This window comes from Thioclava sp. SK-1 (assembly GCF_001705665.1).
Classification (GTDB): domain Bacteria; phylum Pseudomonadota; class Alphaproteobacteria; order Rhodobacterales; family Rhodobacteraceae; genus Thioclava.
In genome coordinates this window covers 43,624-64,696 of sequence record NZ_MDHA01000089.1, presented here as the reverse complement: position 1 = coordinate 64,696, position 21,073 = coordinate 43,624, and the positions used below count along the sequence as shown (strand labels likewise).

The 21,073-nt window shown below is 56.8% G+C and carries 19 protein-coding genes; 7 read left to right on the top strand and 12 right to left on the bottom strand.

Annotated elements, in window-relative coordinates; genetic code table 11:
* Window positions 1-122: 122 nt before the first annotated feature.
* Window positions 123-1,004, bottom strand: a complete 882-nt coding sequence (locus BFP70_RS19320; RefSeq protein ID WP_066013733.1) for a LysR family transcriptional regulator — start codon at window positions 1,002-1,004, stop codon at window positions 123-125.
* A 116-nt stretch (window positions 1,005-1,120) separates the two neighbouring features.
* On the opposite strand from BFP70_RS19320, the gene BFP70_RS19315 reads away from it, so the two are divergent.
* Both BFP70_RS19315 and BFP70_RS19310 read left to right on the top strand, forming a co-directional pair.
* Complete coding sequence (locus tag BFP70_RS19315; protein WP_066013632.1) at window positions 1,121-2,314, top strand: acyl-CoA dehydrogenase; 1,194 nt, start codon at window positions 1,121-1,123, stop codon at window positions 2,312-2,314.
* Window positions 2,315-2,317: 3 nt separating this feature from the next.
* Window positions 2,318-3,463, top strand: a complete 1,146-nt coding sequence (locus tag BFP70_RS19310; protein ID WP_066013631.1) for a CaiB/BaiF CoA-transferase family protein — start codon at window positions 2,318-2,320, stop codon at window positions 3,461-3,463.
* Window positions 3,464-3,517: 54 nt separating this feature from the next.
* Here the strand turns inward: BFP70_RS19310 and BFP70_RS19305 are convergent, their stop codons facing one another.
* On the bottom strand, window positions 3,518-5,632 hold the full coding sequence (locus BFP70_RS19305) for a pyrroloquinoline quinone-dependent dehydrogenase (RefSeq protein ID WP_066013630.1): 2,115 nt from the start codon (window positions 5,630-5,632) through the stop codon (window positions 3,518-3,520).
* A complete protein-coding gene (locus BFP70_RS19300; RefSeq protein ID WP_066013629.1) occupies window positions 5,629-6,003 on the bottom strand; it encodes a hypothetical protein in 375 nt (124 codons plus the stop codon). Before BFP70_RS19300 ends, BFP70_RS19305 begins: the two co-directional genes overlap by 4 nt.
* A gap of 221 nt (window positions 6,004-6,224) precedes the next feature.
* Between BFP70_RS19300 and htpX the strand changes: the two genes are divergently transcribed.
* Window positions 6,225-7,157 (top strand): zinc metalloprotease HtpX, encoded by a 933-nt coding sequence (htpX, locus tag BFP70_RS19295; RefSeq protein WP_066013628.1) that lies wholly within the window; start codon window positions 6,225-6,227, stop codon window positions 7,155-7,157.
* A gap of 6 nt (window positions 7,158-7,163) precedes the next feature.
* Here htpX and BFP70_RS19290 read toward each other — a convergent pair whose 3' ends face one another.
* The 4 genes from BFP70_RS19290 to BFP70_RS19270 form a co-directional block, all read right to left on the bottom strand.
* A complete protein-coding gene (locus BFP70_RS19290) occupies window positions 7,164-7,646 on the bottom strand; it encodes an RES family NAD+ phosphorylase (RefSeq protein WP_083217625.1) in 483 nt (160 codons plus the stop codon).
* Window positions 7,643-8,110 carry an antitoxin Xre/MbcA/ParS toxin-binding domain-containing protein gene (locus tag BFP70_RS19285; protein ID WP_176715608.1) on the bottom strand — a complete coding sequence of 156 codons (468 nt, stop codon included), beginning with the start codon at window positions 8,108-8,110 and terminating at the stop codon, window positions 7,643-7,645. The genes BFP70_RS19290 and BFP70_RS19285 overlap by 4 nt, the downstream gene beginning before the upstream one ends.
* An 81-nt stretch (window positions 8,111-8,191) precedes the next feature.
* Window positions 8,192-9,055 carry an SHOCT domain-containing protein gene (locus BFP70_RS19280; protein ID WP_066013627.1) on the bottom strand — a complete coding sequence of 288 codons (864 nt, stop codon included), beginning with the start codon at window positions 9,053-9,055 and terminating at the stop codon, window positions 8,192-8,194.
* Between the two features lie 284 nt (window positions 9,056-9,339).
* Window positions 9,340-10,266, bottom strand: coding sequence for a LysR family transcriptional regulator (locus BFP70_RS19270; protein ID WP_066013623.1), 927 nt, complete (start codon window positions 10,264-10,266; stop codon window positions 9,340-9,342).
* A gap of 96 nt (window positions 10,267-10,362) precedes the next feature.
* Between BFP70_RS19270 and BFP70_RS19265 the strand changes: the two genes are divergently transcribed.
* The 3 genes from BFP70_RS19265 (at window position 10,363) to BFP70_RS19255 (ending at window position 14,063) form a co-directional block, all read left to right on the top strand.
* Window positions 10,363-11,070: an HAD-IA family hydrolase gene (locus BFP70_RS19265; protein WP_066013621.1), complete on the top strand. Its 708-nt coding sequence runs from the start codon at window positions 10,363-10,365 to the stop codon at window positions 11,068-11,070.
* The gene (locus BFP70_RS19260; RefSeq protein WP_141693279.1) at window positions 11,067-12,377 is read left to right on the top strand and encodes an FAD-binding oxidoreductase; all 1,311 of its coding nucleotides are present in this window, start codon (window positions 11,067-11,069) and stop codon (window positions 12,375-12,377) included. The genes BFP70_RS19265 and BFP70_RS19260 overlap by 4 nt, the downstream gene beginning before the upstream one ends.
* 72 nt (window positions 12,378-12,449) lie before the next feature.
* Window positions 12,450-14,063, top strand: a complete 1,614-nt coding sequence (locus BFP70_RS19255) for an ABC transporter substrate-binding protein (protein WP_066013619.1) — start codon at window positions 12,450-12,452, stop codon at window positions 14,061-14,063.
* A 230-nt stretch (window positions 14,064-14,293) separates the two neighbouring features.
* Here BFP70_RS19255 and BFP70_RS21630 read toward each other — a convergent pair whose 3' ends face one another.
* Both BFP70_RS21630 and ampC read right to left on the bottom strand, forming a co-directional pair.
* Window positions 14,294-14,740: a thiol-disulfide oxidoreductase DCC family protein gene (locus tag BFP70_RS21630; protein ID WP_066013726.1), complete on the bottom strand. Its 447-nt coding sequence runs from the start codon at window positions 14,738-14,740 to the stop codon at window positions 14,294-14,296.
* Between the two features lie 259 nt (window positions 14,741-14,999).
* Complete coding sequence (gene ampC / locus BFP70_RS19245; protein ID WP_083217622.1) at window positions 15,000-16,181, bottom strand: class C beta-lactamase; 1,182 nt, start codon at window positions 16,179-16,181, stop codon at window positions 15,000-15,002.
* Window positions 16,182-16,320: 139 nt separating this feature from the next.
* On the opposite strand from ampC, the gene BFP70_RS19240 reads away from it, so the two are divergent.
* Window positions 16,321-17,208, top strand: coding sequence for a LysR family transcriptional regulator (locus BFP70_RS19240; RefSeq protein WP_066013618.1), 888 nt, complete (start codon window positions 16,321-16,323; stop codon window positions 17,206-17,208).
* Between the two features lie 91 nt (window positions 17,209-17,299).
* On the opposite strand, the gene BFP70_RS19235 is transcribed toward BFP70_RS19240, so the two are convergent.
* The 3 genes from BFP70_RS19235 to BFP70_RS19225 all read right to left on the bottom strand — a co-directional run bounded on the left by BFP70_RS19235 (window position 17,300) and on the right by BFP70_RS19225 (window position 21,070).
* The gene (locus BFP70_RS19235) at window positions 17,300-19,096 is read right to left on the bottom strand and encodes an IlvD/Edd family dehydratase (protein ID WP_066013617.1); all 1,797 of its coding nucleotides are present in this window, start codon (window positions 19,094-19,096) and stop codon (window positions 17,300-17,302) included.
* Between the two features lie 61 nt (window positions 19,097-19,157).
* Entirely contained in the window at window positions 19,158-20,474 is a 1,317-nt protein-coding gene (locus BFP70_RS19230; protein ID WP_066013616.1) for a TRAP transporter large permease subunit, read from the bottom strand.
* Entirely contained in the window at window positions 20,474-21,070 is a 597-nt protein-coding gene (locus BFP70_RS19225) for a TRAP transporter small permease subunit (protein ID WP_066013613.1), read from the bottom strand. The genes BFP70_RS19230 and BFP70_RS19225 overlap by 1 nt, the downstream gene beginning before the upstream one ends.
* Window positions 21,071-21,073: the final 3 nt, after the last annotated feature.

Below are 21,073 nucleotides of genomic sequence, written 5' to 3'. Positions count from 1 at the left end.
GGTGCTGTGTATTAAACCGTAGCCTTAACAAGTATTTTTATGTTCAAAACGGATCAGATCCTCCTCGGCAGTGTATATGTCGATCCGCCCCCGCAGAACCCTCCTCCTGCGGGGGCACCTTTTTATCTGTTCAGGTCCAACCAATGCCGCAACGCAAGTAAGGCGGCGTCATTCGATTTCTCTGGCGGCCAGACCAACCAATAGGCCCCGCGCACGGCTACGCCTTGATGCAAAACCGGCGCTAAACGCCCCTCTGTAATCTCAACCTGCGCAAGGTAATCGGGCAACAATGCGATCCCAAGGCCGGAAATCGCCGCCTGAATAACCATTGAAAATTGGTCCATTAACATGCCGCCCCCCTTGGGCACATCTGCGCCTTGTGCATGAAACCAATCCGACCAAACAGTGGGTCGCGATTGCAGGTGCAGCAATGGCAGCCCCTGCAAATCATCTGGCTGCCTCACCGGATTTTGCGCCAGAAACGCAGGAGATGCACAAGCCGTTACACGTTCATCAAACAGTTTAAGATGGTCAAGGCCGCTCCAATCTTGGGTGCCGAAATAGATTGCCGCATCAAAGGGTTCGGTAGAAAAATCAACGCGTTGTATCCGGGTGGACATGTTCAGCGCAACGCCCGGATGGCTTTGTAGAAACCGACCCAGCCTGGGGCCCAACCAACGGGTTGCAAATGTGGGCAGCACGGCCAGTGACAACGATCCACCTTGCGGGTTCACCACAACCGATGTGCTGGCGTGTTGAATAAGATCCAGCGCCCGGCCAATCTCTTTCTGATAAGTCAGCGCTGCGGCATTTGGGATCAGGCGCTTACGCTGGCGCGAGAACAGTTCTCGGCCCAGCTGTTCTTCCAATGTCTGCACCAGCCGACTGACCGTGGATTGCGTCAAGCTCAGTTCTTGCGCCGCTGCCGTGACAGAGCGATGCCGCACCACCGCGTCAAACGCCAGCAGAACCCGGATTGATGGAAGAAAGCGTCGCTGCCGCATATCATGCCTTTTGTGAATGTTTTGATCGACAAACTCTGTTTTTATTGTCTGATTTCGCATGATATTCCATCATAAAATACATGATCTAATCAGGCAGTCACATTTCAGGGGGAAGCATGGCGTCGCATAAAGGTATCGCATTTAATTGGGCGGACCCGTTTTTACTGACGGATCAGCTGACACAAGATGAGCAGATGATCTCTGACGCTGCGCGCGCCTTTTGCGAAGATCGGCTGCTGCCGCGCGTTGAAGACGCCTATTTAAACGAAGAGACCGACCCGGAGATTTTTCGGGAAATGGGCGGGGCCGGGCTTCTGGGCGTGACCATCCCGGAGGAATTCGGGGGCACTGGCGCGAATTATGTCAGCTATGGTCTGGTTGCGCGTGAAGTGGAGCGGATCGACAGTGGCTATCGGTCAATGATGTCGGTGCAGTCCTCTTTGGTCATGTATCCGATTCATGCCTATGGATCTGATATTCAGCGTAAAAAATATCTCCCGAAGCTGGCATCGGGGGAATGGATCGGGTGTTTCGGCCTGACCGAACCTGACGCGGGATCGGATCCTGCAGGCATGACCACCCGTGCGGTGAAAACTGAAGGTGGCTATGTTCTGAACGGGTCGAAAATGTGGATCTCGAATGCACCGATTGCGGATGTATTCGTTGTCTGGGCGAAATCCGAAGCCCATGGTGGCAAGGTACGCGGTTTCATCTTGGACAAGGGAATGAAAGGGCTGTCCGCACCGAAAATTGGCGGCAAGCTCAGCTTGCGTGCGTCGATCACCGGCGAAATCGTGATGCAAAATGTTGAAGTGGGTGAAGAGGCCTTGCTGCCGAATGTATCGGGCATGGGCGGTCCATTCGGTTGTTTGAACCGTGCACGCTATGGCATTGCATGGGGGGTGATGGGCGCCGCCGAGGATTGCTTTGTCCGGGCGCGGCAATATGGTCTGGACCGGAAGCAATTCAACCGCCCGCTGGCCGCGACGCAGCTGTACCAAAAGAAGCTTGCCGACATGCAAACCGAAATCTCGCTGGGCCTACAGGCCTGTTTGCGGGTGGGGCATCTGTTTGATCAAGACCGTTTCGCACCGGAGATGATCTCACTGATCAAACGCAACAATTGCGGCAAAGCCTTGGAAATTGCTCGCATCGCCCGGGATATGCATGGCGGCAACGGCATTCAGATCGGGTACCACGTGATGCGGCACGCGCAGAACCTTGAAACCGTCAACACATATGAGGGCACGCATGACGTTCACGCGTTGATCCTGGGGCGCGCGATCACCGATATTCAGGCGTTTTCCTGACCGATGGGCGCGCCATTGGAAGGCCTGAAAGTCGTTGAATTGGCGCGGATTTTGGCCGGTCCCTGGATCGGCCAGACCCTTGCTGATCTGGGTGCGCAGGTGATTAAAGTTGAGGCCCCCGAAGGCGATGACACGCGCCGCTGGGGCCCGCCATTCATCACCCGCCCCGATGGGAAGGGCGGTGAAGAAACCGTCGCGGCCTATTTTCATGCGACCAACCGCGGCAAACGCTCGGTTCGATGTGATTTCGCTGACCCCACTGATCTGGAGCAGCTCAAGCAGCTTATCGACAGCGCCGATATTGTGATTGAGAATTTTAAGCTGGGTGGACTGCGCAAATTCGGGCTGGATTATGCCAGCCTTCAGCCCCGAAACCCGGGGCTGATCTATGCCTCGATCACCGGTTTCGGACAGGATGGCCCGCGTGCTGCGCAGCCGGGCTATGATTTTTTGATCCAAGGCATGTGTGGTGTAATGGATCTGACAGGCGATCCCGGCGGCGAGCCGCAAAAAGTTGGCGTCGCGTGGATCGATATTTTCACCGGTCTGTATGGTGTGATTGGTATTCAGGCGGCTTTGGCGGAACGGGCGCGGTCTGGCCTTGGGCAGCATGTCGACCTGTCGCTGCTTGATTGCGGTGTCGGCGTTTTGGCCAATCAGGCCACGAACCATCTTTTGGGCGGAGTCACCCCAACACGTTTGGGCAATGCGCATCCCAATATTGTTCCCTATCAGGTATTTCCTGCAAATGACGGGCACCTGATCATCGCTTGCGGAAACGATCGCCAATTCCGCGCCTTATGCGATATTCTAGGGCTGGCCGCGTTGCGCGATGATCCAGACTTCGCAACAAATGCCGACCGTGTGGCCCATCGTGACCGCTTGACGCCACTGCTGGCACAGGCCACAGCGCAGCGCAGTCGTGCTGATCTGATCGCCGCGTTAGAGGGCGCGCAAGTGCCCGGCGGCCCGATCAACACCGTCGCTGAAGCTCTGGACGAGCCGCAGATCGCCGCGCGTGGCCTGCAAATCGCACCCGAAGGGATCAAAGGTTTGCGCACGCCGATTGGTTTTTCCAAATCAGTCATGGTGCATGACAGCGCGGCCCCGCCACTGGGGCCAAAAATCGGCACCACCGGTTGGACCTGAGCGCATGAAAAAGGGGCGGTTGCCCGCCCCCATTCATTCCGCTTTTCTGGCAGTTCAGTTCGGCAAGGCGTAGACCGCAACCTGATCGCCCACAGCAGGCTTCAAGATCGAATTCCCACCCGAAACAAAAGCGACATATTGTTTGCCTTGATACTCATAGATGGCTGGATTGGCGACCACCGGGGCTTCCATCTGATCGGACCACAGCTCTTTGCCGGTAGCCAGATCATAGGCGCGCGCCTTGCCATCCATCGTCGCACCGATGAATACCAAACCACCTTTTGTCACCGCAGGACCGCCAATCGTCGGCGAGCCCATCGATTCCGGCATAAAGAACCCATATTGCTGTGACGACCCCAGCGGCTTGCGCCATTTTACATCGCCCGTATGCATATCCAATGCCACCAGTTCGCCGAACGGGGGCTCCCAGCAGGGCATTCCCAACCAATTCAGCGCGTTCATCAGGCTCATGCCATAGGGCGCGCCCTCTTGCGGATAAAAGCCGTTCTCATTGCCCGAACCACCTGCGTTCGCGTCATAATCCTCACGCGACCACAGCTTGATATATTGCACGATATGCGAGGTGTTGACGACCGCAGTTTGTGTTTCCGGATCAAAGGCCACACCACCCCATTGGACGCCGCCGGCGCTGTCAGGATAGGTCAGCACGCCTTCGCCCTCGGTTGTCGGCGGGGTATACATCCCTTCGTACCACAGGTCATCAAACAGTTTGGAACATGATCCCATCCCGACAATATCCGCAATCGGCCAGACTTTCGGCTTTTGCGATTGATCCAACAGTGGCGCGGGTTTGGTTGGGAAAGGCTGTGTGGGCGCATAATATTCGCCGTCAATCGTGCCGTCGCCTTGGGGAACGGGACGTTCCTCAATCGGCCAGACATCTTCACCAGTTTCACGGTTCACCACGAACAAAAAGCCCATTTTTGTAGCCTGCATCAGGGCCGGGATTTCCTCGCCATCAACCGTGATATCCATCAATGTCGGCGCAGAGTTGATATCGTAATCCCAGATGTCATGATGCACCCACTGGCGCGACCAGACGACTTCGCCGGTGTCCAGATCCAGGGCAGTAGTAGATGTGGCGTAGGGAATTTCCTCGACCCGGTTGCCACCCCAATAATTGGGCGAAGGCGAAGCCACCGGCAGATAGATCAGGTTTAGCCCCTCATCCACTGACATCGCGGTCCAAACATTCGCCGTTCCGGTTTGCCGCCGGATTTCTTCTGGAAGTGTCTCAAAGGACCATTGTAATTCGCCGGTCTGCGGATCGACCGAAAATACCGCGCCCGGAGGGGCTTCGGCATATTCCCAATCCTTACCGGCCCATCCCAGCACAACATGGTTGCCCGCCACTGTAGGCGGTTGCAGCACAGAAAATGGGAAGCGATCATTGACCGTATTCCATTGATTGACGTCCAACACGCCATTGTTGCCGAAATCTGTGCATGGCTGGCCATCATCCGCATCCACCGCGAATAATTGCGCATCCATCGTGCCGATATAGACGATCTTTTGGCACGTTGCGCCTTCAACCGGGGTGGGGTTTTCCCAATAGGCCACGCCACGGTTTTTCAAAGCAGGCTGTGTCAACGGCTCCAATGCACTATCTGTGTTGAAATGCCATTTCTCTGCGCCTGTCGCAGGGTCCAATGCAAGGATGCGGTAAAATGGCGTGCCCAGATACAGCGTGTCATTGGCAAAAACCGGCGTCGCGGACCAAACCGTAGCCGCCAGATCGCCAGAGCCGTCCGAGACGTCACCGGTGTGGATATCCCAGACCTTTTCCAGATCTTTCACATTATCCACTGTGATCTGCGTGAGCGGCGAATATTTTTGTGCGTTCAGCTGGCCGTGGAACCCATCCCATGTGGCGGTTTCGGGAACCAGGGGGATGTCAGATCGGGTGCGGCCCTCTGGGTTCAAGATTGGGTCGGCGACACCGGGCAACAGGTCAGCCGGATCGCTCTGTGCGCCTGTATTCGATGCGGTGTCCGTCTGTGCCACGGCACCAGCCTCGGATGCGGCAGGCGGCGTATCTACGGCGGTCGCGGGCGCTGCGGGCTCTGGCATTGCGGTATCTTGCGCGTGGCCATGCAGCGGCACAAGCCCTAAAATTGCCACAGCCAAGGGGAAAGAATAACGGATCATGCGAAGGCTCCTGTTTGGCTGTTCCGGCCTTGGTAAATGTCGAAAAGCAGGCCAAGCAAAACAATCGCCATTGCCACGATCAACCACCATTCATGCAAGAAATATCCGGCAAGGGCGGTCAGCACTCCGCCCAATGCGACCAAGATGCGCAACACAACGCGCCATGCGCCAGGTCGGCTGATCTGTATCAACACAGCCGCGATGGCCAGCAAAAGCGTCGAAGCAATCACCAGCCCCGCGCCAAATGTTCCGGTCACGCCCGTTAATGGCGTGAGATAATTATAAAGTGCGACGGCGAACCCACCGAGCGCGCCGGCGAAAATCACAATCGTGCGTGATGTCCCGGCGGTTGAATCTGAACGCATGGTCATTCCCTAATTTTTCAGCCAAGGCATCTGAAATAGCGATGCCTGTTGGTCATGGTAGCGCGCAATCAAACAGATCAAAGGTTTTGTGTGAAATTGTGATCGGCTTGCCAATGTTATGGTCTGAAACCTTGGCGCAGATGATACGCAGCAAGGCGCTGGGATTGCAGTGTGCCACGGCGTGCCTATATCCAATGCATCAGTGTTCCCCACTCCGGAGACCTTCGATGGGATATGTAAAAACGACGTTTCTGATGGCTGCGATGACCGCGCTGTTCATGGGGCTTGGGTATCTGATGGGCGGTGCCGGTGGCGCGGTAATTGCTTTGGTCATGGCTGGGGCGATGAATTTGTTCACCTGGTGGAACTCTGACAAAATGGTGCTGAAAATGCACAATGCACAGGCTTTGGCGGCCGGGGATCGGTTCGGGCTGGTGGATATGGTCGCACAGCTGGCACGCAATGCGCAGCTGCCTATGCCGGCAGTTTATATCATCGACACGCCACAGCCGAACGCCTTTGCCACCGGGCGCAATCCACAAAACGCCGCCGTGGCCGTCACCACAGGGCTGATGCGCAGCCTTACACGCGAGGAGTTGGCAGGGGTTGTCGCGCATGAGCTGGCACATATCAAAAACCACGATACAGCAATCATGACCGTCACCGCTACATTTGCGGGTGCCATTTCGATGCTGGCCAATTTCGCGCTATTCTTTGGGGGCTCGCGCGAGCGGCTTGGCCTGATCGGCACTTTGGCAATGATGATATTGGCACCAATGGCGGCGGCTTTGGTACAAATGGCGATTTCGCGGACGCGGGAATATGCTGCGGATAAGGCAGGCGCGCAGATTTGCGGCCATCCGATGTGGTTGGCCTCGGCGTTGCAGAAAATTCAACATGGCGCCGCGCAGATTGACAATGACGCGGCCGAGCGTCACCCCGCCACCGCACATATGTTCATCATTAACCCGCTGCATGCCCATAGCCGCGATAAGCTGTTTTCAACCCACCCGGCGACGGCAAATCGGATCGCGGCGCTGCAAGCGCTGGCAGGAACCATGCAACCAAATGCGCCCCGCATGCGCCAGACCGACATGGGCCCATCGACCACATCTGTGCCCAAGGTGCGCAAGGGCGGCAAACGCGGGCCTTGGGTCTGATACGCCTTAGGCAAACAGCCGCTTGTCCCACCACACTGGCGTTTCCAGCCCGATCTGAATGCGGGCAAAATCAGGATGACGGGTGTTTATCACAAGGTTATATTCCATCCGCGCCACAACGGATGGCACCTGTAGAATGGCGGATCGGGCGGCCTCATACCAGGTACGGCCAAATTGCCGGGCCGTGTCACTGGTCGGGCCTGCCCAATTGTCGATCAGATCGGTATTTGCAACCTCATAGCTCAGACCTGTGGGAAATGTGATCTGCAAGAAATGCTGGTTCGGGGGCAAAGCCCCTTGATAATGCACCAGTTTCTCTAGCATCGCAGTTGAATAATTCTGCGACGCATAGATGACTTCGGCCCCCGCCTGATGCCAACGCCCTGACGCCAGGCGTGCCCCACCAGCATCCCAAATTGGAAAGTCTCCGTTTGGATCGCCAATCCTGTAGGCTGTCATCGGGTTTGGCAAACCCCGATGGGTGGTCATATGGCAAACCCTGCGTCTGCGCGGCGCAGCAGGTTTATCACCGCCTCCGCCCCGGCGGAGCTGGAGCGCGCCATCTCCATCGGTGTGCGCCCGTCCAACAGGTTGTGCGGCGTATTTAAAAACCGTGAAATTGCGGCACCGTCACCGTGATAGATACGGCCTGCGACATCCAACACGCGGCTGACCTCATAAAGCCGCTCGCTCATTTCCCGCGACAAGGCTTTGCGGCTGGTTTTAGCCCGCCGGAAGGTCGCCTCCGGGATCAGTGGCCCCACAACCGATGCGCGCCCCAAGACAGATCCAAGCGCCTCGGCCGAGGCCACACGCAGCCCCTTGGCGATGTGATTGGCCAAGCCGATATCATTCATTGATGACGCTTCTTTCAGGCCCAGCAGCAAACCAATCCGCCCGGCTTCGGACCCCGGCAAGCCAATCGGATTGCCATACATTTCTAACGCTGTCATATCTGCCCTCCTCATACTCGCCACATGACGAATATATTGGCGTCACATGGCGAAATGTCAAGTTGGCAGGACGGGCATGGTTTATAAACGGCTAAGCAGCTCTGCCTTTTTTTGCGAAAATTCTTCTGGCGTCAGAATGCCGCGTTCCAGAAAATCAGCCAACCGTTCGATCCGCGAGAAAACCTGTTCATCGCTTAGGTCGGCGGCGGGAGACGGTGCAGAGCCGGATTGTGCAATATGCAGCGGTGCCTCTGGTGCTGGTGCTGGTGCTGGTGCTGGTGCTGGTGCTGGTGCTGGTGCTGGTGAAGATGGCTCGATCGTGGTGTTTGCGACAGGCTCAACGGCAGGTTTATCCGCACCAATCGACGATTCGGCGCTGACAATTGGCAGGTCAGCCACCCATACCACGCCATTCTGGCTGTTGAATGTCAGGGATTGTGACCCGCTTTGGGCCTGTCCAAACCCATAGATCTCATGTGACCCGATGTCATAAATCGTCACCACTCCACCGTCAGAAATCGCCAAGCGTCGGGTCTGCGGGAAATAGGCATATCGCATGTCGTTTTGCGCACCTTGCGATGATGGCGCGCCCAATTCGGCCGGCCAGGCACTGCCAGATTGGCTGGACATATAAGAAAAGTTTCCGGACATTTGCTGTGCTGCCACCGGTTCATATAACGTGCTGTGGGACATATGGCCCGAAATATCGGCGCAAAGGCTGTCAACGCGCGATTTAAGCCCGTTGTTGAACATATCGCCGATCATGGTCATCCCGCCCATTGACCACTGCCCCATACCGCCAAATTCGGGATGGCTGAATTGCGCCTGTGTGGTCTGTCCGCGGCCCACGGCATCCATCATATGACGCACGGCATCTTCTGAAAATCCGTGACGCTGCGCCATATCAGCCAGCAGCCGCTTCCCCGCTTCGTTCAAATTGCTCATTATAATCCCCAAACCACCATCCAGCCGGGACACCCCCAAACTGCAACCTGCATATGGATCACCCCTAGCACGAACCGCCCCGCAATGCGCAGCCCAAAGCGATAACCCTTAGGTGAATCGCACGATTGGGCCGTTTTCGCATCAAACCGCGCATCTTTGCTGGGCAGAACACATTGCAGATTTGATGACACTGCCGCTTGGTAGATGCCTCTGATGCAATCTTGGGCGCGCGTCCCAAGTCGGTATTTCAGTGCAAACCGCTTTAGATTGTGCGGCACAGGCCTTTAGGCCTGTGGTGCAACGCCCATATGTTCAATCGAAAGGTGGGGATATTTGCGCCCGATTGCTTCCAGATCCTTGTGCATTTCTACCGCGATCCAGTCGGCCACCGCCTTGGCTTGTGGTGCCGACTGGGTGACTTGCAAACAGCAAAACCGTTCGGTCAGTGTCACAGGGGCTGCGCAGACGGGCAATAGCAACCCGTTTTGCAGCCAATGGGCCACGATGTTAATCCAGCCTGTCGCCACGCCCTGCCCCGATAGCGCAGCCTGCACGACGATAGAGTAATCGGCGAAAGAAAGGCTGTGGCTGCTTGCCGCTTCTGCATGACCGTCATCCCTGTGTGCCGTATCGGCGATGCCCTCCAGATAGACGCGCGGTGCCTGCCCCATTCGCGCTGCGTCCAAAATCGAGGTTGCGCAAATATCAATACAGCCTTCGCGTAACAAAACCCGCGCATCTTCGGGCGGGTGTTCATAATAGCGCATCGCCAGATCGACCCCATCAATCGGTCCTGAAACCGGCCCGGCGATAAGCTGAAAGCGCAATTCAAGCTGCGGAAACGCGGCGCGAAAACCTGAAATGCGCGGCATCAACCAATGGGCCACAAATGCGGTTGAAACCGAAAGTGTCACTACCCGATCTGTATCACGCAGGCGTGTCAGGCTATCGAGTTCGACCGAAATATCGCGAAATGCCCGTCCGACGACCTGCGCCAGCCGCTCCCCCTGTGGGGTAAGGCTGGCTCCGTTGCGCGAACGGGTAAACAGTGATTGCCCCAGATATTCCTCAAACGCATGAACAGCGCGGCTGATCGCGGGTTGGGTCACATTCAGTTCATCCGCAGCCCGAGAGAAGTTTTGGTGCCGTGCAGCCGCCTCAAAGATAAAAAGACTGCTGGTGGATGGCAATTTTCGGCGAAGGCTTTCCATGATTTGAGGTTATGGCAAGCATCAGCTTCTTTCAATTGAAATAACGTCATATACGGATCAGCCTAAGATCAACACATACCCCAATAGAGGCCTGTGATGGATCTTACCCGTTTCAAACTGTTGACCTTTGATGTGGTTGGCACCTGTATCGACTTTGAAAAAGGCGTCCTTGATGCCATCCGTGAACTGGGTGGCCCAGCGGCGGCTGATCTAAGCGATGACGCAATTTTCAAGCCCTATGTGGAGGCGCGCGATATCTATCATGGCCGCACAAGCGAGGCGTTTGGTGATGTATATCGACATATTTCAACGGTCCTTGGGCTGGAGACAGCCAACCACAATGCCGATCTGTTCCAACTGCGCCTGCTGCAGCTGCCTGCCTTTGCAGATGCTCCACAGGCGCTGGGACGTCTGCGCAAATATTACCGCCTATGTGCAATGACCAATTCCGACCGCACCGCTTTCAGCGCCTATCATTGGACCTTGGGTCTGCCGTTCCATGACGCTGTGACCTGTGATGATGCGGGCGTGCCCAAACCCAACCCGCGCGTGTTTGATTACAGCCGTGGGCGCGCGTCTGCCCTTGGGATCAATCAAGATGAGATCTTGCATGTGGCGCAAAGCCAGCATCACGATATCGGTGTCGCGAAGGCACTTGGCTACACCACTTGCTGGATTCAGCGCCGATATAACCAAGAGGGCTATGGCGGCTCGCCCGACCCGGCAGAATATACTGTGCCTGATCTGCATCTGCATTCGCTTGCAGATCTGGCCGACGCGGTCCAGGCCGCCTTTCATAAGTGAGCGTGCCACGCACCATCGCAGTCCCTCACAAAGCGCCATCACTTTGGGAGGATTTGGCCGGCGTTCCGCCTGCGTTCTTATCCGCACCCGCGGCAGATCATGCCGAGGTTCTGGTGGTCGGAGGCGGATATGCGGGGCTGCATGCCGCGCTGACCCTGGCGCAGAACGGGCGCCGCGTCATTGTGGCAGAGGCCGGGCCGATCGGCACCGGTGGTTCGGGTCGTAATGGTGGCGTCGTAAATGCGAAATTTCGCATATCTTACAGCGCGCTGACCCAAAACCACGGTATCGAAGCGGCCAGGGTGATGCATGATATTGCTGCCGCGTCGGTGACTCACCTGGAAGACAGTCTTTCGCGCTATGGGATTGCAGCACAGTATCAACGCAATGGCACACTGAGCTGCGCCCACAATGCCCGTGCATTTGATGCGCTGGCCGCCGATGCAGATTGGCAAAAATCCCAGCTTGGCGTGACGGGGTTGACCTTGCTAGACCGCAATCAGACCCATGCCGAAACCGGCAGCACCCGTTTTTGTGGCGCGCTTTTCACCCCCCAAGGTGGGACAATCCGACCGCTTGACTATCTATATGGATTGGCGCGGGCCGCAGCACGGTTGGGTGTCAAGATCTATACTGATAGCCCGGTGTTACAGGTGGTCGAAAAGACCGGTCATATCTGTGCAACTGTGCCGAATGGCGAAATCCGCGCCGATCATGTGATCTATGCCACCGATGCCTATAGCGCAATCACCCATGCCACCGCCGGGCTTCGCCGCGCGGTCGTGCCTTTCCGCTCGGCTATGGTGGCGACCGCTCCCCTTCCCGCGTCACTTGCCCAAGAGATCTGCGGACAGGCGCGTAGCTATACCGAGACGCGGCGGATGATGCGCTGGTTCCGGCGCGAGGGGGACCGGCTAATATTCGGGGGGCGCGGCGCTTTGGGCGCTGTTGATGCGGCTGGTGCATTCGCGCGACTGGAACGCGCCATGGTCGCGATCTTCCCACAGCTGAAGACCCATAAAATCAGTCATCGTTGGTCAGGTCATGTGGCGCTGACCTTCGATGCTCTGCCAATGGCAGGCATGCTGAGCCAGCGCCAGCATTTTGTCGCAGGCTTCAATGGCGCGGGTGTCGCGATGTCGGGATATGTCGGACATTGTGTGGCGCTGGGGCTAGTGGGCGCGCCCGTCAATCTGGGGCTTGTCGCGCGAGACACCTTACCAAAAATGCCGTTTTTTGCGCTGCGCGCCATCGGGGTGCGGGCCATTACAGCGGGCTATGAAACCCTTGATCGGCTTGGGTTTTGACAGCCTCCGACCGGTTGAAGGCGGCGGCAGATCGCCTCGACCAACACCATATATCCTTACAGGGAGATAGGAATGACACGCGACTTACCACGGGATTGGACTGGGCAAGATGATCGCAGTTTACAAAACGCACTGCGTCACGGCGCATCGCGGCGCGATCTTTTGCGAATGCTTATGACAGGCGGGGTCGGGCTGGCCGCAGGTGGCACGCTTTTGGGCGCTGCCGGTCGATCAGTGGCCGCAACCCCAACGCGCGGCGGGCATTTGAAAGCAGCAGGCTGGTCTGCATCAACTGCCGATACACTTGATCCTGCCAAAGGTTCGAATACCACCGATTACGTCCGTGCCTGCACCTTCTATAGCCGGCTGACTTTCATAAATGAGACCGGCACACCACAGATGGAATTGGCAAAAACCATCAAGACGAATGACGCGCAAACATGGTATATCACGCTGCGCTCCGGCGTGTATTTTCATGACGGCAAAAGCTTTGGCTCTGCCGATGTCGTCTATTCGCTGCAGCGCCATCTGGACCCCGAGGTGGGCTCTAAGGTCAATGCCATCGCTAAACAAATGATCGATATTACGGCCACCGGACCTCTTACGGTAAAAATCGTGCTGTCCGAACCAAATGCGGATTTGCCCACGATCCTGGGGTTACATCATTTCGCGATCATCGCTGATGGCACCACCGATTTCACGACGGCCAATGGCACCGGGCCCTTTACCTGCACAGTGTTTGAGCCCGGCGTGCGATCGGTCGGTGAGCGGAACGAAAATTATTTCAAACCCGATGGGCCCTATCTCGACAGTGTCGAATTTTTCGCGATTGCCGACACCACAGCACGGCTAAATGCGCTATTGTCGGGCGATATCCATATTGCGGCCAAGATCAATCCGCGGGCCATGCGCTCATTAGAAGGTCGGGCGGGCATCTCGACACTGACCACCACCGCTGGGAACTACACCGATCTCAACATCCGCATGGATCTTGATCCGGGCACAAAGGCGGGTTTCATTGAGGGGATGAAATATCTTATCAATCGCGAAGCAATTCAAAAATCGGTGCTGCGCGGTTTTGCCGAAATAGGGAATGACCAACCGATTTCCGCAGCCAGCAGATATTATAACACCGAACTGGCGCCTGTAGAATTCGACCCCGAACGTGCCAGGGCCGCATTTAAGAAAGCGGGGCTTTTAGGTGTTGAAGTACCAATTGTTGCGTCTGAAGCCGCGGCATCATCGGTCGATATGGCAACCGTAATCCAACAGGCGGGCGCGCAAATCGGGATGAATATCAAAATTGATCAGGTGCCCGCCGACGGATATTGGTCGAATTACTGGCTGAAGGCGCCGATACATTTCGGTCATATCAACCCGCGCCCGACGCCCGATATCCTGTTCTCGTTGCTATATACATCCGACGCCCCGTGGAATGAGAGCCGCTATCTTTCAACGTCATTTGACAGGCTGCTGAAAGAGGCGCGCGGCCTGACCGATGAAACCAAGCGCACCGATATTTATTGGGACCTGCAAGAGATGGTCGCGAAAAAGGCAGGCACAATTATCCCCGCCTATATGAGCAATATTGACGCGTATACGGACAAGCTTGGCGGTTTGGCCCCCAACCCGTTAGGCGGGTTGAACGGCTATGCCTTCTCTGAATATGTCTGGCTGAATACCTGATGACGCGTCGGTGAACATGCTACGACCAAGCGGTTTCGCCGCCCGAAACATGTGGCGGCACAATAAGGTGTCGCCCAATCTTCGCTTAACCCACGCAAGAATGGTTCCCTTAGACAGCACTGTATTCAGGCCTGACGTTTTGCGCTGTCGTCGTAGCCACAAGCCCTGCGCAACCTGCTGTCATCAGCCGCGTAAGACAGCCCACAATCACTGTGATACGCGCAGTGACCTTACCTATGATCTGAAGAAACCGCTGTGCGGGTGCGCCCTTGAATGAACCGGGTTTCTTGTCCTTGCGGCGGTAAAAAGCACTGTTCTTGACGCGCGAACCACCGATATCGATTATTGGCCATGCGGTCGTAGCACCAGTCCCGCACCGGTTTCGGTATGAACCGAAGTGCAGCTGCCCAACACCACGGCGCATTCAGCGTATTCAATATGGCAATGGTGGCGTCAGACTTGAGTAAGGGCTGTCCCTTCACGACCACCAGATAGGTTGTGTCTAGGTCTTCAGGCGCGAGCATATGACGCGCAGCAAGGGCCAAGCCGTCCTCGGACCAAGCTGAAATGAATTTTGCCGTTGGCGCGCGTTCGTGGCGCAAGATAAAATATACCCATGCCGAACACATCACACAATCTGTGTCGAAAACCACGAGTAATTCTTCTGAAACGTGCATCCGCTGAACTATGCTGCGGTGCGGACCATATGCCAAGCGTGCACCGCAACAGGCAAAACGGCGTCCGGGGGAATATGCAAAGGTGAATATACGATGTGACCACATAATCACCCGTTGAAGTGTCGGCGCAGTCGCGCCTTTTGGCTGGTCAGCAGCCCCCCGACACCGGCCGTGCACAAAATTCAAAAAACATGCCGGAATATAGCCGATGTTACAGGCCGGGATGCCGCGTCGCCCCCCCGACCCGATGGATGACTTTTTAACGCTTTTGGGCCGTAAGTAGAGACTGGATCAGGCTATATGTTGCCCGTATCCGTGCTTCATTCGGATAATTGCGGTTGGCCAGCACAACGATCCCCAGATCCTCAGCGGGGATAAGTGCGACATACCCACCAAACCCATTCGTCGCGCCGGTCTTGTTCAAGATGACATTGTCTTGCACTGGCAAAGGGGGCGCTATCTTGGCCGCAGGCTGAGGAGATAAGATAAAGTCATACCCATTGCCCGCTTCCATCACCGCCAGATCAACCGGCCACGGATATTGCTCCCAGATCATATCTTGCGTGTAATAGGCGGTTTGTGCGCGGCCTTCGCGGGTGCGTTCCAACGCGGCCATCAGATCGGGCGCGGCCTGTTTTTGACCCAGTTCCAGATCAAGCAGGCGCACCATGTCGCGCGCAGTGGATTTCACGCCATAGGCCTCATCCGCCAATACACCTGGGTTCACGCGGATCGGCGCGTCTGTTTTGCGATCATACCCATAGGCATAGCGATCCATCGCAGGGACAGGCACGTTGACGAATGTGCTGCGTAGGCCCATCGCGGGGAATAGTACATCCTGCACGGCCTGGGCATAGGGCAGGCCCATCGCCTGGGCGGTAATATGGCCCAACAAACCAATGCTGACATTTGAGTAGCTGCGCATCCCGGGTCGGGGCTGTGTCCAATCGGCCATCCATTCGACAAGCTCTGGCACATCATGCACATCAACAGGGACTTGCAGCGGCAACCCTCCGGTCACATGCGTTGCCAGATCCACAAGCCGGATCGAGTCAAAAACAGAGCCTTTCAGGGCTGGCACACGGGTCGACACGGGGGCATTCAAATCAATTCCCCCTGTGCTGTCCACCAATGCCGCGAGCGTCGCAGTGAATATCTTACTGATCGAGCCCAGCTCAAATATCGTGTCAGGCGACGCGGGGACGCGGCCATCACGCACGGCCACCCCGGTTGCGTAGAAATACGATTGACCGTGCAATGTGATGCCCACCACCAGTCCCGGAATGTCATATTCCGCGATCACCGGCGCAAAGCTGTCGCGCGCAAGATCGGCTATCTGTGTGTCGGTCAGGGGCTGCGCGACCAATTCCGTCGTGGCGGCAAACAGGCCAAACAGCAGCCCTGCCACAGCGCGCGGCCTAACAGCAAAAGAAGGTATCATGTGAAAGTCCTTATGGGGCTTTGTGATGTCGAAAGCCGATGGAGAGGTCTGAAGCAGCGCTGCCCGGGTTCAATATTCGCTCTTGCCCAGCGGCCGCAAACGACAAATATTATCATTCGTCATTAGCTGAGGTAATGCGATGGATCGCCCCGACCTTCCACTGAACGCACTGCGCGTTTTTGAAGTCATCATGCGACAAGGCAGTTTTACCAAAGCCGCGGCTGAGCTGCGCGTGACACAAGCCGCCGTGAGCCATCAAATCGCGCGGCTTGAAGACAGCCTGGGCGTAACCTTGTTTTTGCGCAGCCCGCAGGGCGTAATCCCAACCGACGAAGGACGGCTGTTATTTCCGGTTTTGGAACATGGGTTCGACGCAATCGCACGGGTGCTGGACCGTCTTGACCGCCGTCGCGACATTGAGATCCTGTCGATTGGGGTGAACACTACATTCGCCCTTGGCTGGCTGATGCCGCGATTAGACGCTTTTCATGCCGCCCATCCCGAGATTGACTTGCGAATTTCCACCCATAACAACCGCGTCGAGATTTTGCGCGAAGGATTGGATATGGCGATCCGTTTCGGCATCGGTGGCTGGACCAATCATGAAATGATCCCGCTGCTGGAAGCGCCGCTTGCGCCGTTATGCGCGGCTGCCATGGCCGCACGGTTGCGCGACCCGGCGGATTTACAACATATGCCCCTGCTGCGCAGCTATCGCAGTGCAGAATGGCCGGGATGGTTCGGGGCTGCGCAAACGCCCTGCCCGCCGATCAAAGGTGCGATTTTTGACAGCTCATTGGCTTTGGCTGAACTGGCTGCTGCGGGTGCGGGTGTGGCGCTATTGCCTGTGGTGATGTTTGACCGACATATCTCACAGGGGCAACTGGTTCAGCCATTTGCAACAACTGTATTTGCCGGCCGATATTATCTTGCCTGGCGCTCTGATCGTGTGTCCACCAAGGCAATGAACAATTTTTCGCGCTGGATCGTGGCACAATGCCGGCAAAATCAGGCACCGACCGTATGATGGCCCTTTACAAACCCTGACCCGCCGTGCGGTAGCCTGGCACGGGCGGATCTATGTCAGTGACCGTCCGTGCCCGACGTTCGCGCCAATCTTAGTGATTGTTGCGCGGCACAGATTTCCGGGCGATGTCGCTGTAGCCATCGGCCCCTTGTAGCACCATCCCATCACACAGCTGGCCTGTGCGTTCGCGAAAAATCTCTTGCCATGGGGTCTGTGGCGCGGGGATCGCATAGCCGCCTGCGGCCTCCAATGCCGCACGGCGTTCCGCCAATTGGTCCGGCGCCAGCAACAGATCCACACGCCCGGCCTTCAGATCAACCCGGATCCGATCGCCATCTTGCACCAACGCCAGGTTGCCACCTGCCGCCGCTTCGGGCGACGCATTCAAGATTGACGGAGAGCCCGATGTCCCCGATTGACGCCCATCGCCAATACAAGGCAATTCGCGCGTGCCCTGGCGGATCAGGTAATTGGGCGGGCGCATGTTCACCACCTCGGCTGCGCCGGGATAGCCCAGCGGCCCTGCCCCGCGCATGATCAAAATCGCATCGGCGGGAATGTTCAACGCGGGATCATCGATCCGGTGATGATAATCCTCTGGCCCGTCAAAGACATAGGCGGTGCCTTCAAACGCATCAGGATCATCGGGATCAGATAGGTAGCGCGTTCTGAATGCCTCTGAAATCACAGATAATTTCATAATTGCGCTGTCAAACAGATTGCCGCGCAGATTAACAAAACCGCCCGCCATATTGACCGGCATGTCAAATGAGCGGATCACATCTGGCGCATCCGACCGTATCGCCGTTTGCAGCAGGGGCGTGCCTGCCACGGTGGCTGCTTGGGGGTGGGGCAAATGGCCTGCAGCATGCATTTCTCCCAGCACGGCAGGCACCCCGCCTGCACGGTGGAAATCTTCGCCAAGATAAATACCGGCAGGTTGCAAATTGACAATCAGCGGCACATTGCGGCCCAAACGGTCCCAATCGTCATTGTTCAGCGTCACCCCTGCATGACGGGCGATCGCATTGATATGGATCGGGGCATTGGTCGACCCGCCAAGGGCGGAACAGGCCGCAATTGCGTTTTCAAACGCCGGACGGGTTAGAATATCACTGGGACGCAGGTCTTCCCATACCATTTCAACAATCCGTTCGCCGGTCGCCCGTGCCATCTGCCCGCGTTCGCGATAGGGGGCTGGAATGGCGGCAGAGCCGGGCAACTGCATGCCCAAAACCTCGGCCAAGGAATTCATGGTTGAGGCCGTGCCCATCGTATTGCAAAACCCAACGGATGGGGCGGAGGACGCAACCAGATCAAAGAACCCATCATTGTCGATCTCACCCGCGGCCAGCATCTTGCGAGCCTGCCAGACGACACTGCCCGATCCGGCACGCTCGCCCTTGAACCAGCCATTCAGCATCGGCCCCACTGAAAAGGCGATGGCCGGAAGATTGACCGCGGCAGCCGCCATCAGCAATGCAGGGGTCGTCTTGTCACAGCCGATGGTCAGCACCACGCCGTCCAGCGGATAGCCGTGCAGCAGCTCAACCAGGCCCATATAGGCCAGATTGCGGTCCAGATTGGCCGTGGGCCTGCGACCCGTTTCCTGAATAGGGTGCACCGGAATTTCAAACGGCACGCCCCCTGCGGCAATGATCCCATCGCGCAGGCGGCTGGCCAGTTCAATATGATGGCGGTTGCACGGTGACAAATCGCTGCCTGTTTGCGCGATACCGATGATTGGCTTGCCACCTTGCAATTCCGCACGTGTCAGCCCGTAGTTCAAATAACGCTCCAGATACAGTGCGGTCATCTCTGGATCATCGGGATTGTCAAACCACTGGCGTGACCGCAATTGGTCGGGGGTCATGGTCTTGCGGGGCATGGCAGCCTTTCGTATCGGCAAAGGAGTAGATCGGGGCCAGATCAGGCTGGCCCCGAAGGGATCAGTAGACGGCCATTCCGGGGAAGAACAGCATCAACGCCAGGGCAATCGCCTGCAAAGCGATAAACGGAAGCAAAGACCGGAAAATATCGCCCAGCGAAATATCCGACGGTGCCACCGATTTCAGATAGAATGCCGCAGGCCCGAAGGGCGGTGACAGGAAACTCATTTGCATATTCATGCAAAACAGCACCCCAAACCACACCGGGTCCAGCCCCAGTTGTTTGATGATCGGCACGAAAATCGGCATGGTCAGCAGCGCGATCCCCACCCAATCCAGGAACGCGCCCAGAACGAACAAGATCGCCATCATCACCAAAACAATCACAATCGGCTTGTCCGAAATCCCGGTGATCAACCCACCGACGAAGTGAATGCCACCCATTAGGTTGTACACACCCACCAAGGCCGTGGCACCGATGCCGATCCACACGATCATCCCGCATGTGGCCAGCGTCTGCATCGCGCTGCCCTTCAGGAATTGCCAGTTGAATTCCCCCCGGATCAGCGCGGACAGCGCCACACCGGCCACGCCCACGGCAGAGGCCTCGGTGACAGATGCAATCCCGGCATAGATCGAACCAAGCACGAACGTCACCACAAGCAGCGGCAGGAACAGCCCCTTTAACAGGCGCAGCTTTTCAGATGTGGGAATATGTTCATGTACAGGTGGGGGCGCCATTCCTGGCCGAAAGTAAGATGAAACCAAAACATAGGTGACATAAAGGCTGGCAAGCACAAGCCCGGGCACGAAGGCCGCAGTGAACAGATCCCCGATCGACACATTCGCGGTCAGGCCATACATGATCAACACGATGGACGGTGGGATCATCGCGCCCAGTGACCCACCTGCACAGACCACGCCAATCGCCAATGATCTGTCATATCCCTGACGCAACATCTGCGGCAAGGCGATCAGACCCAACAGCACAATTTCACCACCGATGATCCCCGACATCGCTGCCAAGATCACCGAGACAAAGATCGTCTGGACAGCAACGCCGCCACGAATGCGGCCACCAATCAGCTTCAGCGCGTCAAACAAATCGCGCGCGACGCCCGATCGGTCCAGCATCGCGGCCATCAGCACGAACATCGGCACAGAGACAAAGATGAAGCTGTTCACAAATGTATAAATGCGGCTGGTGATGATTGTCACCGACATCGGGCCATAAAACCCCAGCGCAAAGACCAACGCGACCAACAATGTCACGAATGCCAATGGCATCCCCGACAACAGCAAAACCACCATAAGGCCGAACATAATCGCGGTCGCTGGGCCAATGCCAAGCGCCGTAATATCAAAAAGCGCCTGCATCAGCTGTCCTTTCTACGAAAACGCTGGATTTGACCGATCAGAATCCACGCAAATTGGGCACACATCACCAAAAGCATTACGAATAGAAACACTTTCAAAAACGCAGGCAGCGGCGGATTCCACGCGCTTCCCGAACGTTCCAGCCGGATCGCGCCCATTGGCGACCAGACTGCGCGCGTGACCACCATCCATGCCGCATAGGCAAAGATCGCGCAGGCCAATGTGGAAGCGACCGAGATCACCATATCCATGATCCTGCGGCCCTTGTCCGGAAGCGCTTCATACAGCATCACAACGCGAATATGCTTATCGCGGGCGACGCAAAACAGCCCGCCATATAAGAAGGCCAATGCACATAAAAAGGTGCTGGTTTCATGCGCCCAGATGGTTGGGGCGTTCAGCACATAGCGCAAAAACACCTCCATCAACAGCATGATGGCAGCGGCAACAATGCCAAAGGCAAACAGCATGGCACCGTTTTCAATCCGGCGGCCCAGCCAACCGGCTTCGGGCAAAACCTCATGATAGCGCGGCGCAACAGTGTCAACACCGGCCTCATGCACGGGTGCCTCATGCGGTGATTGTGGAGTGGTCATGGG